This window comes from Marinobacter sediminum (assembly GCF_016820575.1).
Taxonomy (GTDB): domain Bacteria; phylum Pseudomonadota; class Gammaproteobacteria; order Pseudomonadales; family Oleiphilaceae; genus Marinobacter; species Marinobacter sediminum.
This window is the reverse complement of the sequence record NZ_JAEMQH010000003.1, coordinates 312,475-325,752: the sequence shown is the minus strand read 5'-3', so window position 1 is coordinate 325,752 and position 13,278 is coordinate 312,475. Positions and strand designations below refer to the sequence as shown.

Annotated in this window: 13 protein-coding genes; 7 read left to right on the top strand and 6 right to left on the bottom strand. The window is 58.2% G+C overall.

Annotated features, from left to right (window positions below; translation table 11 throughout):
- Nucleotides 1-4: 4 nt before the first annotated feature.
- The 6 genes from FGO67_RS15035 to FGO67_RS15010 form a co-directional block, all read right to left on the bottom strand.
- Nucleotides 5-421: a PaaI family thioesterase gene (locus FGO67_RS15035; RefSeq protein WP_203301496.1), complete on the bottom strand. Its 417-nt coding sequence runs from the start codon at nt 419-421 to the stop codon at nt 5-7.
- On the bottom strand, nt 418-2,067 hold the full coding sequence (locus tag FGO67_RS15030; protein ID WP_203301495.1) for an AMP-binding protein: 1,650 nt from the start codon (nt 2,065-2,067) through the stop codon (nt 418-420). The genes FGO67_RS15035 and FGO67_RS15030 overlap by 4 nt, the downstream gene beginning before the upstream one ends.
- A 197-nt stretch (nt 2,068-2,264) precedes the next feature.
- Nucleotides 2,265-3,326, bottom strand: a complete 1,062-nt coding sequence (locus FGO67_RS15025) for a proline racemase family protein (RefSeq protein WP_203301494.1) — start codon at nt 3,324-3,326, stop codon at nt 2,265-2,267.
- Nucleotides 3,326-4,468: a zinc-binding dehydrogenase gene (locus FGO67_RS15020; RefSeq protein ID WP_203301493.1), complete on the bottom strand. Its 1,143-nt coding sequence runs from the start codon at nt 4,466-4,468 to the stop codon at nt 3,326-3,328. Before FGO67_RS15020 ends, FGO67_RS15025 begins: the two co-directional genes overlap by 1 nt.
- A 100-nt stretch (nt 4,469-4,568) precedes the next feature.
- Complete coding sequence (locus FGO67_RS15015) at nt 4,569-5,672, bottom strand: AI-2E family transporter (RefSeq protein WP_203301492.1); 1,104 nt, start codon at nt 5,670-5,672, stop codon at nt 4,569-4,571.
- A gap of 92 nt (nt 5,673-5,764) precedes the next feature.
- A complete protein-coding gene (locus FGO67_RS15010) occupies nt 5,765-7,696 on the bottom strand; it encodes a type VI secretion system Vgr family protein (protein ID WP_203301491.1) in 1,932 nt (643 codons plus the stop codon).
- Nucleotides 7,697-8,148: 452 nt separating this feature from the next.
- Here FGO67_RS15010 and FGO67_RS15005 point away from each other — a divergent pair, with 452 nt between their 5' ends.
- The 7 genes from FGO67_RS15005 to FGO67_RS14975 all read left to right on the top strand — a co-directional run bounded on the left by FGO67_RS15005 (nt 8,149) and on the right by FGO67_RS14975 (nt 13,231).
- Complete coding sequence (locus FGO67_RS15005) at nt 8,149-8,565, top strand: GNAT family N-acetyltransferase (protein WP_203301490.1); 417 nt, start codon at nt 8,149-8,151, stop codon at nt 8,563-8,565.
- A 681-nt stretch (nt 8,566-9,246) separates the two neighbouring features.
- Nucleotides 9,247-9,723 (top strand): hypothetical protein, encoded by a 477-nt coding sequence (locus FGO67_RS15000; protein WP_203301489.1) that lies wholly within the window; start codon nt 9,247-9,249, stop codon nt 9,721-9,723.
- A 159-nt stretch (nt 9,724-9,882) separates the two neighbouring features.
- Complete coding sequence (locus tag FGO67_RS14995; RefSeq protein ID WP_203301488.1) at nt 9,883-10,608, top strand: oxygen-binding di-iron domain-containing protein; 726 nt, start codon at nt 9,883-9,885, stop codon at nt 10,606-10,608.
- A 48-nt stretch (nt 10,609-10,656) separates the two neighbouring features.
- Entirely contained in the window at nt 10,657-11,193 is a 537-nt protein-coding gene (locus FGO67_RS14990; RefSeq protein WP_203301487.1) for a GNAT family N-acetyltransferase, read from the top strand.
- A gap of 98 nt (nt 11,194-11,291) precedes the next feature.
- Nucleotides 11,292-11,639 carry a DUF1428 domain-containing protein gene (locus FGO67_RS14985; RefSeq protein WP_203301486.1) on the top strand — a complete coding sequence of 116 codons (348 nt, stop codon included), beginning with the start codon at nt 11,292-11,294 and terminating at the stop codon, nt 11,637-11,639.
- Between the two features lie 59 nt (nt 11,640-11,698).
- Nucleotides 11,699-12,703, top strand: coding sequence for a 2-hydroxyacid dehydrogenase (locus FGO67_RS14980; protein WP_203301485.1), 1,005 nt, complete (start codon nt 11,699-11,701; stop codon nt 12,701-12,703).
- 144 nt (nt 12,704-12,847) lie between these two features.
- Complete coding sequence (locus FGO67_RS14975) at nt 12,848-13,231, top strand: cupin domain-containing protein (protein WP_203301484.1); 384 nt, start codon at nt 12,848-12,850, stop codon at nt 13,229-13,231.
- Nucleotides 13,232-13,278 lie beyond the last annotated feature (47 nt).

The following is a 13,278-nucleotide window of genomic DNA, read 5'->3' as shown; positions in this document are numbered from 1 at the left end:
GGCATTACCGTTCAGGCGGGATGGAATACGTCATGGTGGAATGGGCAACCGGCTCTTCTGCACCTTCGGAATAGACGAACACCTCGCCCACCCCCATGGTTCGACCAACTTTCAGCATGGTCGCCCGGGCCCATATTGGTTTATGGGCAGCGGGTTTGCGCAGAAAATTGATATTAAGGTTGGTGGTGACCGCCAGCGGCACCAGGCCGATCTTGCTCAACAGCGCCGCGTACAGGGTCACATCCGCCAACCCCATCATGGCAGGACCGGAGACAGTGCCTCCGGGCCTCAGGTGTTCCTCATCCACGTGCAGCTTCATTTCCGCCCAGCCATCGCCAAGCTTCTGCAAGGTGCCAAAGGCGGCACCCTGCGGAAACTGTTCATCGAGAAACGCCTGCAGTTCCTCAAAGGTAATGATCATGCGCCGTGCTCGTCCTTGGCGCGATTGCGCAGTACGAAACGCTGGATCTTACCGCTGGGGGTCTTCGGCAGCTCGTCCACAAACTCGATCTCACGCGGGAAGGCGTGGGTAGACAACCGGCGACGCACCAGCTCCTGAAGCTCATCTTTCAGGGCCTGATCGTCTGCCGGCGCCTGATCGCTCTTCACGACCACGTACGCCTTGATGATGGAGCCACGCTTCTCGTCGGGCTTGCCCACCACACCGGATTCAGCCACGGCCGCGTGCTCAAGCAAGGTGCTCTCCACATCGGCGGGGCCGACCCGGTAGCCGGCGGTGGTGATGATGTCGTCGTCCCGGCCACTGAAGGAGTAGCAGCCGTTGCCGTTGTTGATCACCATGTCACCGGTGAGGTAGTAGCCTTTCACGAACGGATCTTTCTCGCCCCAGGTGTAACCGTCGAAGTGGAACAGCGGTGATGCCGCCACATCCACGGCCAGCTGGCCAACCTCGCCCTCGCCTACTTCCTCGTTCTTTTCGTTCAACGCCACCACCCGGTGTCCGGGCGATGCAAAGCCCATGGAGCCTTCCTTAACCGGGTGCTCCAGGCCGTGAAAGTTGCAGCAGGTCATACCGGTTTCGGTCTGGCCGTAGTGATCTTTCACCGGGCAGAAATGACGGTTCTTGATCCAGTTCACCACTTCGGGGTTCAGCGGCTCGCCGGCACTGCTGGCCACCCGCAGGCCCAGGTTCTCGCCTTCCGGCAGCACATGGTCATTGGCCTTGAGCAGACGGTAGGCCGTGGGCGCCGCTGCCAGGTTGGTGATCTTGTACTTGCGGATCATGTCGTAGGTGGATTCCGGAGTGAAACCGCCCGGATTAAAATGGGTCGCGTGGCCCATCAGCAGCGGGCCTACTACGGCGTAATAAAGGCCATAAGCCCAGCCTGGGTCAGCCACGTTCCAGAACACGTCGTCGTCGCGCAGATCAATGGCGTACTTCATATACACGTAGAAGGCCAGCAGGGCCTTGGCAGGAACCGCCACACCCTTGGACTTGCCCACGGTACCGGAGGTAAACATCTGCAGGAACGGATCATCACCGGTCACCATCACCGGCTCGAAATCGCTGGACTGAGCCGCCAGGGTTTCCTCGAAATCGGGAAGATCGGCATCAATATCCTTGGCGTTCACACCCACCACCGGCGGGCAACCTTTCACGTCCAGGAGCTTCGGATAGTTCTCAGGGTTGGTCACCACCAGCTTGGTGCTGGCCCGCTCGAAGCGGTATTCGATGGCGCCGGAGCCAAAGGCAGTAAACAGGGGCTGGTAAACGGCACCTGCGCGCAGGGTGCCGGCAATCACAATCAGCAGCTCAGGAGTACGCGGCAGGAGCGCAGCTACCCGGTCACCCTTACCGATACCCTGGGCCTTCAGATAGTTGGCGAAACGGGCAGAGGCTTCTTTCAGCTCGGCAAAAGTCAAAACGCCGTCGCCACCACCTTCTTTCTCGTAGTAAAGCGCCACCTTCTGGGGATCTTTCGCCCACTTATCGACAATCTCGTGGCAAACGTTCAGACCGCTTTTCAGGCGGCCGTCCAGAACCTCCGCTTCCAGTGCGGCAGGATCAAAATTGTTGTAGACGGCAGTGTATTCCGGGAGGCTCATTTTCAACTCCTGTTGTTGTTGTCGTTAAGTCCACGAGTTTCAGGTTTATCACAGGGTTCACTTTACGTAAAGGTAAACTTTAGACCAAAACGACCCAAAATCCAGCCATTTTATGAGCGAGTATTGGAGGGTAAATCAGGGGTAACAAACGCCCGGCCCGGCCATGCCGCCGGGCCTGGCGAATTCAGCACCGGAGCTCAGGACTCCGGATCAATCGGATGGGAATGACGGCCAGAGAGAATGTGATGAAGGCTGGAGCAATCCACCATCGGATCGTCACAGTTAATGACGATATCCGAGTGGGCGATGACATAACCTTTACCGGTAATGTGATTTTTCACCACCTCCAATTCGCCTTCTCGCTCCACACCCGCGAATTGACCAATAAAGCCAGTTTCACGCAGGGACACCGTTTCCAGCCGATCGCCGGGCTGAATACTGCCCTCGTAGTTCATCAAAGCCAGCCGGGCCGACGTTCCGGTACCGGTGGTGCTGCGGCAAATCACGCCCGGGTGCACATAAGTCGCCGACCGGGACCGGTAATAGCCCTCAGCCACATGCTCCACCGGCCCCATGAAGTGCAAGAACGGCAAGGGCCCGACATCACCCAAGGTGTAATGGGAGAAGCCGCGCTCGGCCTTAATCGCCTCAACAATGGCGTGGGCGGTTTCCGCCAGCGCCCGTTCCTCATCCAGAGTGAGATGGAAACCCAGTTGCTGGGCGTCCACCAGCGCATAAAAACCGCCGCTGTAGGCCACGCTGTAGGTCACCGTGCCCAGTGAAGGCACCTCAATGGTGGCGCGATAGGTGTCGATGTAACTGGGCAGCCCCTCACAGGTGATTGATTCCACCACGCCATCGCGAACCGTGGCATCAATCTGCACCAGGCCCGCCGGCGACTCCAGCAGGAACTGCTGGCGCCCTTCCTTTTTCGGCACAATGCCGGCTTCCAGAACCGCCGTGGCGGTGCAGATTGTGTTGGAACCGGAATAGATCGGGTACCCCATCACTTCCATGATGATGTAGCCGGCCGCGGCCCGGGGATCAGTCGGTGGCACCAGCAGGTCCACCGACATCTCCGGAATGCCGTGAGGCTCTTCCAGCAGCAGCCGGCGCAGGCCATCGGCGTCATCCCGCAGATACTCCATCTGGGCCCGCACGGTATCGCCCGGCAGCGGATCGATGCCACCGGTCACAATCCGGCTTACGTCGCCACCGGCGTGGGTATCCATCAGCTGAATCGTTAGTTCCGGTTTCATCAGAGCGTCTCCAGTGACCAGGGTTGGCCGTGCTCATCCCACTGCGAATCGGGCACGATCACGATCTTGCCGAGGTAATTGCTGCCCCGGTTCACAAAGTAGTTTTCCGCATGGCGCAGGTTCGACAGCCGGAAAGCCCCATGCAGCACCGGCTTGAGCTGACCGCTTTGAATCCACGCCATCAGCTGATCGGCCTCGTCGCGGGTGCCGTGGGACACACCGAAAATCTGCACCTGGTACAGGTAAATCCGGGTCCACAGAATTTCGCTGATGTTGCCGCCGCTGGCGCCGGCAATGCTCAGGCGCGGGTAGGAAGTACGGGCGTTCATGTCGAAGATCATGGCATCGATGAACACATCGGTCATTTCACCGCCCACCAGATCCATCACCGCATCAATAGGCTTGCCATCGGTGACGGCCTTTACCCGGTCAACAAAACTGCTCATATCAGAGCGGTCCAGCACCGCCTCAGCGCCCAGCTTCATCAGGGCGTCGGCCTTGTCGGGCTTGCTCAGGGCGTAGGGAATGGCGCCGATGGTCCGGCACAACTGAATCAGCGCCGTACCCACACCACCACTGGCGCCAGTCACCAGCACCCGTTCGCCGGCCTGTATATTAGCGGAGGTGACCATATGATAGGCGGTCTGATAGGAACACATGCCCATGGAGGCCAGTTCGGCGTCGGTCAATTCGGGATTAGGAATATGGTGAAACTGGTCCGAAGGCAACGCCACGTACTCGGCAAAACCACCATCGGCACCGTGACCGAAGTAATCCGGGGTGAGGTTGATGTCCCGACGGTCATTGGCGTAGATGTTGAAGTCCAGCAGGCCGCGCTCGCCGATGCGGCTGTCATCCACACCCTCACCGACGGCAACCACCCGGCCGGCGATGTCTGCGCCCTGGATGCGGGGAAACAACAAGGTGGGCTTGCCCCCCATCTGGAAGGACGTCATCTCCCCTTTCTTGGTGGGGTACAACCCTTCCCGGGCTTTCCGGTCAGTGTTGTTCTTGGCCGTGGCAGTCACCTGAACCAGCACCTCGCCGGGTGCAGGTTTTGGCGTAGCCACCTCCTGATATTCAAGCTTGTCGACGCCGCCGTGTCCGGTAAGCACCATGGCCTTCATCGTAGACGGAATCATGCGCTTAGGATCCTCCCTACTGACTGATTGTTGCTATTCAGATCAGCATAGGTCAGATCCCAGGGAGTGTCAGTGAGTGTTGCGGGTATCCATTATTCGGCTAGCGCGCGATTACCTTGTACACCGGCCGGAGTTTGGGGATCTGCTTCAGCACCACCTGAATCACCGTCATCAGGGGCACCGCCAGCAGCACGCCAACCGGCCCCCACAACCAGCCCCAGAAGAAGATCGACACAAAGATCACAACCGGGTTGATGGCCATGCGAAACCCATGCACCCAGGGCTCGATGAAGAAACCCACCAGCGTGGTCAGCACCAGGTAACCCAGGGGCGCAAACGCCATCATCCAGACCACATCCAGGCTAACGGCCGACACCACCGCCAACAGCGAAATGGTGAGAATCACCCCCAGGTAGGGAATAAAACGGGCCAGCCCGGCAATCAGGCCCCACACGGCCGGATCGGGCAAGCCAATAGCCCAGCACATCAGCCCGGTTGCCACGCCGACGGCGGTGTTACTCAGCGCCAGAACCCCCAGGTACTGAGCGATCTGATGCTGGGAATCCCGAGTGATGCGGAGTGCCGTTTTTTGTTGCACCCTCGGCAGCTGACGCACAAAATTCTTGATAATCCGATCGCCTCCGACCAGCAGAAAGTAGGTCAGTGCCAGCGCCAGCAGAAGGCCTGCCACGCCGTCCCGGGCCTTGCTCATCAACTGGCTGCGCCAGGATTCGGTCTGCAGCACGACCGTGGTTGGCTTAGCCTGGCTGCTGTCGGACAACTCCGACATGGACTTCTCAACCTTCTCCGCCGATTCCGTCACCTTGCTGATCTGGCGTTTGATTTCGCTCTGCCCAACCAGCAACCGGGAAATGCCCTGCGGCGCTTCTTCCGCCCACTTCAGCACTGGTGTTGCCACCGCATAGGTCACTCCCGCGATGCCACCCAGTACCATCACCACCAGCAGTAATGCACTGACCATCCGGGGCACCTTGAAGGCCACGTAGAGTTTCTTGACCACCGGCGACAGCAGCAGGCTGGTCAGAATTGCGAGAACGATGGGCAGCACAATCTGGTGTGCCACATACAGGGTATAGAGAATGCCCAGCGTAAACAGACCGTAGATAGGCGTGGATAGCTCAGATGAGATTAACGGGCGAGGCCCGGCATCCGCCGGGTTGGTGTCAGTGTTATGGTCGTCCACGATGCGCGACAAGTCCCTGTGTTAAAGCGGTTGAAAAGATACACTTTACGCTTCCTGACAACCCTTCGCATCAACTGGACGTTACTGTCGGGTCACGTCAGCACCGTTTGCGGACCTTCGGGTGCCTGCGCGGCGGCGGCCGCCCCTTTCCCGGGTGCCCCGCCTGAGTTCATCCGCACCAGGGGGCCGGAGACTGTTACGCCACTTGGGTCCACCTTCACAAAACTGCCACCGGCCTGCAGGGTGACCTCTGCCCCAACCTCAATAACAATCTTCACGCCCGACTTGTGATGAATTTCGCGGCCCGCCTCAATGAGCTGAGCCCGGCCCTGATAGCCGTGGTAACTGCCGCCAACGATGTGGCTGTAATCACCACCGATACGCTCCCTGCCCTCACCTTCCACTGTATGATGGCTGTCTCCGCCCACCCGCTCGAAGCGGTTATTGGCCACGGTGAGGCAACTGTCGTTCTGGATCACTTCGGTGCGGTTGTGTTCGGTGAGCAGGTCCAGGTCTTTCTGGGCGTGCACGTAGATCTGTTCCTGACCAGCCTCGTCTTCAAAGCGCAGCTCGTTGCTGCCCTCGCCCTTGTGAGTCTGGGTTTTCAGGGTGGTGCGGGTTTTATGCTCAGGTAATGCATACGGTGGTTGGTTGGTCGCGTGGTAGGTGCGCCCGGTGATGATCGGCTGGTCCGGATCGCCATCCAGAAAGGACACAATCACTTCATGGCCGATGCGGGGTAAGGCCATAAAGCCATACTGGCCGCCGGCCCAGCCCTGGCTGACCCGCAGCCAGGCACTGCTGTGTTCATCGTTCTGGCTGTAGCGATCCCACGGGAAGCGCACTTTCACCCGACCGTGTTCGTCGCAGTGAATCTCTTCACCTTCGGGGCCGGTGACCATGGCGATCTGCGGGCCGTCCATGATGGGGCGATGAACACACTGCGGCCGCCAGGTGAGGTTCGCGGGCATGGCGCTGAAACAGTTGTGGTAAGTGGTCGGTTCCGATCCGCCCTCCTCTTCTACTGCCTGGGGTTGCCGGCCCTGATGGATAACGGCCGTGAGTAGCCAGTCCCGATTCAGGTTCGGTTTATCGTGGTCGGTGAGCTCTACCCTAGCCCCCGGTGCGAAGTCCGGGCGATTGCTTTCGCCCTGGGCGGTGCTGGCGTCGTTTCGAAGGGCATCCAGTCTCGCCTGAGTGAACGGCTGGCCACTGGCGTCGGCCTTGAATCGGCCCGGGTAGTCGAAGTGCTGGTAGTCGTCGCGATGATTAGGCGTGCTGGCGCCCTGCTCGTGCATCAGGGCATAGGCGGGATTCTTAAAGGTGTAGTCTTTCAACGCAACGGAAGCAGCCCGAACCCGCTCCTGGTAGCGGAACTTGAACACCGACATCTGCCGGTGACTGCCACCCGCAGAGGCGTTATATCCGACCGGCGCCAGAACCGGTGCATCGCCGTGATGGTCGGAAAAAATCAGCCCGGCCGATGCACTGCCGTCGACCGCGCCATGCTGATAGCGGTAATGCCAGCCTTCCTCCGCCGCCAGCCGTTCCAGAAACGCCAGATCGCTCTCCCGGTGCTGAACGCAATACTCCCGCTCCATCGGCGCCCGCTTCAGCTCGAACACCGAGTCCACAATGCCCCGCTCTTCCAGCAGCGTGCGCACAATGGCATCGGGCCGCTGTTTCTGGAACATCCGGCTGTTATGCATCAACCCCAACCGCCACACCGGCGGCTGGATGACCAGTTCATAGCGAGTCCGGCGGTGGCCGGAGTCGCCGCGGACAAACTCACTGACCACACCGGTGAAGCGACGCAGCGGTTCGCCATCCTGCCAGATCATCAGTTCAACAGGCTGTTCGAGCACGGCTTCAGCACCAATCGACGGATCGATACTGGCCAGTTGCAGGCGGCCATGAAACAACTCGGAAAGGGCTTCGGTCAGCGCGAAGCCAACCACAGAAAAAACGTCTGAGGGGAACTCACCAACACGGGCGGTGAACTGCAATCCATTGGCCTGAGGCATGCCTTCAATCCTTTGAAGCACTAATGATGTGTGTACCGGGCATCACGCAACACCAAATCCTTGCCTACCCTACCCGGTGAAACTGGGCTGAAAATTACCAGCACGGCACCCCTTAATCAACGCGCGAACGCTGAAGTTGGGCACTCGCAAGCATTGCAGACCGGAGTTATACGAACCGGTTCGCAAAAGTCCGCGGAAAAGGCGGGTAACGGCGCTAAGCATTTGATAGGGTTGAAACTAAATTACTAACTCGCGGAGTTATACGCCTCTGCTCACTCGAAACTTCAGCCTGGGGTGGGCGCATAATTCCAAACCTTGGTTGCTCAGGGACTTGCAGGGTATTGATTCAAAGGTCGATATCGCTTCAAGGAGAGCCACTGAAATTGAATTTATACGAACGGGTGCTATACGGCTGCGTTCGTTGAATACGCTGTTAATTGCCAAGGAAAGGTATGACCATCGAATTCAAAGTGAACCCTCCCATCACAACCGACCAGTTCATTGGCCTGCTTGAAAACTCGACGCTTGGAGAGCGCAGACCGATACAGGATCGGTCGTGTATGGAGGGAATGGTAGCAAATTCCAACCTCATCATTAGCGCCTGGGATGGTTCGCTGCTTGTTGGTATTGCCCGCAGCGTCACCGACTTTCACTATGCCTGCTATTTATCCGATCTTGCAGTACATCAGGGTTACCAGAGATCAGGCATAGGTAAGCGGTTGCAGTCCCTGACTCAGTTACAGCTTGGTCCCCATTGCAAGGTGATACTACTCGCAGCTCCAGCTGCCAGTTCCTACTATGGTCAACTGGGATACACGCACAATGCTCGCTGCTGGGTTCTGGATGCGGGGGCGACCATTGGCAATTAACAAGGCCATTAAGGTTGTTCCAGGCCGATGGCCCTCCACCGGACGCCCTTGTCTGGGCACCGCTTATGGCTGGCGTTAGGCAATCGTCACGATGAAATGGATCGCTATTATGTTGCTGGTTACCCCCAGCGTTGTGGTGGCAGAAGCTGGGCCAGACTTTCACCTTTGTTCGGCCTACGTGCAGCAGTCGGCAACAGGAGCACAGACCGAAAATGGGTGGCCGGTCCACGTAAAACTGACGGAAGTTGGAGCCACGAGTTTTGAGAGGTTCACTGAATCAAACATCGGCAGCATGAGCCGTCTTCTTGTCGGTGATCGGGAGTTCTTGAGGGCGACAATATGGGTGTCAATTTCTAGTGGGCACTTACATAGAGCATTCAGTTCCCAAGAGGTTGCCACTGCCTGGCAGCGAACTCTGGCAGGCAAACTGCCGGAAGCTCCGTGCGGGGCGGGAGACTGAGAAATGCCTAACCAGTCATTCCAGTTCGTTCTGCACTTCCCCCCACACCTGCCCAGCGAGGAGCCTTCTCAGGGCGCCGCGAGGATTCCTGCCTTGATGGACTTTCTAACGGAAGCTATTCGAAGTCGAAAGGAGCGGTTGGCAGGGCCTCAACTGTGTTAGTTTGATGGGCTATTCGTGATCGCTGAACACCCGATTAGTACCGCCACTCTGTCATACTTTTGAATAAGGACTCCGCCATCAAATCCATAGCACTTGCGACCCTTATCGTAATCTTACTCTCGGGCATCGTCTTCCAGTACTACATTACCGCCCTGCCCGATCTGGAGCAGCCAATCACCCTCGGCTCAGCGTCCGTCTCGTCAGATGGCGGCTCAATCTCTGCCGCCTTTGTGGACAAGGACGGCTACGAGTTCCATTTTGGTGTTCAGGGTGATGCGGACAGTGATCGGGCATCTTTCACTCTGTTCTACATCAGGAACCCCAAGCTGGTGCCCTACCTCTACTGGCCCTCGACCGGCGGGCCGGATGAAAGAAAGTTTTTACGATTACTGGGAGGCTGGATTCAAAGGAATTTGGCGCCCGAATTACGAGAGAAGCTGGAGCAGAACGACCTTGAGAGTTTCAGTGGCCCGGAAATGGAAGTGGCAGCGGTGTATGAAATCTATGAGATTCTGATGAGCCGACATCGGCTTTGACCGAGGCTTCGGCCGACAGGTTTTCTACTTCCGCTTTTACGTCCGTTAGAACTCGGGGGTTGCCAGCAGGTCAAAAGCCTAACCATGGCTACGCTCAGGTTTTGAATCTATGCTCATGGAACAGGGGATCGTACGTCGACGGCATGGCCAGGAGGGCTTATGGGTGTTACCAACCGTGAATCGGGCACCAATGTTCACGAGATTTCCGATGGCATTTATCGAATCAACACACCGGTGTCGATTCCCGGCAGCGGCTTCTCGTTCAATCAGTACCTGATCCTGGATGAGGAACCCTTGCTGTTCCACACCGGGCCAAGAAAGTTGTTTCCGCTTGTTCGGGAAGCAGTAGCCAGCATCCTGCCGGTTGAGAAGCTCCGGTACATCGGCTTTTCCCATGTGGAAGCAGATGAATGCGGGTCGCTGAACGAGTGGCTTGCGGTGGCACCGCACTCAGTCCCTTTGTGCGGGCGCGTCGCGGCGATGGTGTCCATCGAAGACCTGGCCGATCGCAGCCCGCGCGCCCTCGCCGATGGAGAGCTGATCTCCCTGGGCACGCATGCGGTTCGCTGGTTCGATGCCCCTCACCTGCCCCATGCCTGGGAGTGCGGCTTTCTGACCGAGGAAACCACGCGCACCCTACTCTGCGGGGATTTGTTTACGCAGGGAGGCAGCAAGCTCCCGCCCATCACCGAAGCCGACATTCTGGGGCCCAGCGAAGCCTTCCGGCACAAGATGGATTACTTCTCCCACACCAGGAATGCTGACGCGATGCTTGAACGCCTGGCGGCGACCGATCCGACCACGCTGGCGTGCATGCATGGCAGCGCGTGGCGCGGGGATGGCGGGAAGTTGCTGCGTAGCCTGGCTGAATCCCTGTCCACGTGAATGCGAAAAAATCATGAAACCCGGATTCGCTAACGGAAATAACAGGATATGAAGTTTTCCCCCCACATCGAGTGCGATAAGGAAGAGATCCAGACCCTGTTTACCCAAACCTTCTCCGCCTCAGATGGCGCAGCAGAAGGGGAACAGGTGGGACGTCTGGCGCGGCGACTGATGGACGACACCGAAGCCGAGAAGGTCTTCGGTTTTGTTGCCACCGAACGAGGCAACATCATTGGCTGTATATTCTTCACGCCCTTAACGTTCGATTCACCCATTAACGCGTGCCTGCTGTCACCCGTCGCCGTGTCTACGAAACACCAGAGCCAGGGCATCGGCCAACAGCTCATTCGGTTTGGCATCGAGCAAATGGGCCAGCAAGGCGTGGAACTAATCTTCACCTACGGCGATCCGAACTATTATTCAAAGGTGGGGTTCAAACCTGTCTCCCAGCAGGTAGCGAGAGCGCCGTTTGAATTGTCGTATCCGGAGGGCTGGCTGGGCCTGTCTCTGGCGGGCGCTGCAATGAACCGCCTGCCAGGACGCGCTGGCTGCGTTGAAGCGTTCGACGACCCGGCACTTTGGTGAACCCAGCGATTGGACCTCACCTCACCAACCAATCACGCAAGGTAGAAGTCCCTGCGGTGCCATTGCCTTCCGCGTGTTCACGCCAAGGAGAGCCAACCATGGACTACGTAGAAGGATTTGTCGCGGCCGTACCAACCAATAACAAAGACGCTTACATCCGCCACGCCAGCGAAGCTGCCCGCGTTTTTAAAGAGCATGGAGCCCTTCGTTTGGTTGAGTGCTGGGGCGACGATGTACCCACGGGCGAAAAGACTTCTTTTCCACAAGCCGTGCAGTGCGGTGAGGATGAGACGGTGGTGTTTTCATGGGTGCTGTGGCCCTCACGGGAAGCCCGGAATGCCGGAATGACCAAGATCATGAATGACCCGCGCATGCGGGATAACCCGATGCCGTTCGATGGTGGCCGGTTGATCTACGGCGGGTTTCAGATGATTTTGGACGAATAGTCGGCGCTGGAATTTTCCAGCCATCACCTGCCCCGAAACCCGATTTTCCGGAGGCCTCCATGAAAATGGCCATCTTCAACACCAAGTCCTACGAACGGGACTTCTTCGTGCGCCATAACCAGTCGGGCCAACACGAGCTGGATTTCCTGGAGCCACACCTGGACAGTCAGACGGCGGCTCTGGCCGCCGGCTACCCGGCGGTCTGCGTGTTTGTGAACGATGATCTCTCGGCGCCGGTGCTGAATCAGTTGGCGGCCAACGGCACCCAGTTGATTGCTCTGCGCAGCGCCGGCTTCAACCACGTGGATCTGCCGGAGGCGCAGCGACTCGGACTGACGGTTGTGCGGGTTCCGGCTTATTCTCCCCATGCGGTGGCGGAACACACCGTGGCGCTGATGCTCTCTCTCAACCGCAGGATCCATCGGGCCTACAATCGGGTCCGGGAAGGCAACTTCACCCTGAACGGCCTTATGGGTTTTGACCTGTATGGCCGCACCGCCGGCATCATCGGTACCGGCAGGATCGGCCGAGTGCTGGCGCAGATCCTGATCGGTTTCGGCATGCGGGTGATCGCCCACGACCCGATAGAGAATGACCGCTGCAAAGCACTGGGCCTGCATTACGTGAGTCTGGATGCGCTGTTCGAGCAGGCGGATGTAGTCTCGCTGAATTGCCCCCTCACGCCGGACACCCATCACCTGATCAACCACGCCTCCATTGCGCGCATGAAACCCGGCGTGATGCTGATCAACACCAGCCGGGGTGCCATTGTGGACAGCCGGGCGGTTCTCGACGGATTAAAAACCCGAAAAATCGGGCACTTGGGGTTGGATGTTTACGAAGAGGAAGCGGACCTGTTCTTTGAGGACCTGTCTAACCAGGTCATTCAGGACGATGTGTTCATGCGCCTTCTGACCTTTCCCAATGTGCTGATCACCGCACATCAGGCGTTCTTCACGGAGGATGCACTCAACAACATTGTCTCCATCACACTCAACAACGTCCGCACGTTTGAGCTTACCGGCCGTTGCGACAACGAGGTCAGCTCCGATCTTATGGCCTGACAGCAGCTCGCGTGCCCACACCTCATAGTCAGGCGGAATTCCGGCGCTCTCGTTATCTTGCGTAGAACCTTCGCTGGAACGAGGCTAACCACCTAGACTTGAGAGAGGCGACAGTCGGGCATCTGCCCGGATCAGGAGGTCCCCATGCACACCCACCGGTTTACCCTCGCGCTTCTTATAGGTTCCATGCCCGCTTTCGCCGCAGATCCCGTCACCACGGATGGCGATAAGTACACAGTCCTGCTGGAAAACAGCTGTGTGCGAGTGCTTGAGTACCGCGACCAGCCGGGAGACATCACTCACGAGCACCAGCACCCGGCTTTTGTGCTCTACGCCCTCACACCGTTCGATCGAGTGATCCATTTGCCCGACGGCAAGGTCATCAATCGAAGTTTTAAGGCGGGCGATGTCATCTGGTCACCTGCGCAGACACACACCGGCGCAAACACTGGCAGCAGCCCAAGCCATGCAATCATTGTCGAATCGAAGGCGTCTGGCAGCCGATTATCCGAGTGCAGCGAAGAATAAGGTGACTGGCTGATTCAGGGCCGTGATCACAGGCCTTTCTTATTTGG

Excerpts from the sequence above, each read along its gene's own strand:
- FGO67_RS15035 (WP_203301496.1), bottom strand. The coding sequence starts at position 421 with ATGATCATTACCTTTGAGGAACTGCAGGCGTTTCTCGATGAACAGTTT.
- FGO67_RS15030 (WP_203301495.1), bottom strand. The coding sequence starts at position 2,067 with ATGAGCCTCCCGGAATACACTGCCGTCTACAACAATTTTGATCCTGCC.
- FGO67_RS15025 (WP_203301494.1), bottom strand. The coding sequence starts at position 3,326 with ATGAAACCGGAACTAACGATTCAGCTGATGGATACCCACGCCGGTGGC.
- FGO67_RS15020 (WP_203301493.1), bottom strand. The coding sequence starts at position 4,468 with ATGATTCCGTCTACGATGAAGGCCATGGTGCTTACCGGACACGGCGGC.
- FGO67_RS15010 (WP_203301491.1), bottom strand. The coding sequence starts at position 7,696 with ATGCCTCAGGCCAATGGATTGCAGTTCACCGCCCGTGTTGGTGAGTTC.
- FGO67_RS15005 (WP_203301490.1), top strand. The coding sequence starts at position 8,149 with ATGACCATCGAATTCAAAGTGAACCCTCCCATCACAACCGACCAGTTC.
- FGO67_RS14995 (WP_203301488.1), top strand. The coding sequence starts at position 9,883 with ATGGGTGTTACCAACCGTGAATCGGGCACCAATGTTCACGAGATTTCC.
- FGO67_RS14990 (WP_203301487.1), top strand. The coding sequence starts at position 10,657 with ATGAAGTTTTCCCCCCACATCGAGTGCGATAAGGAAGAGATCCAGACC.
- FGO67_RS14985 (WP_203301486.1), top strand. The coding sequence starts at position 11,292 with ATGGACTACGTAGAAGGATTTGTCGCGGCCGTACCAACCAATAACAAA.
- FGO67_RS14980 (WP_203301485.1), top strand. The coding sequence starts at position 11,699 with ATGAAAATGGCCATCTTCAACACCAAGTCCTACGAACGGGACTTCTTC.
- FGO67_RS14975 (WP_203301484.1), top strand. The coding sequence starts at position 12,848 with ATGCACACCCACCGGTTTACCCTCGCGCTTCTTATAGGTTCCATGCCC.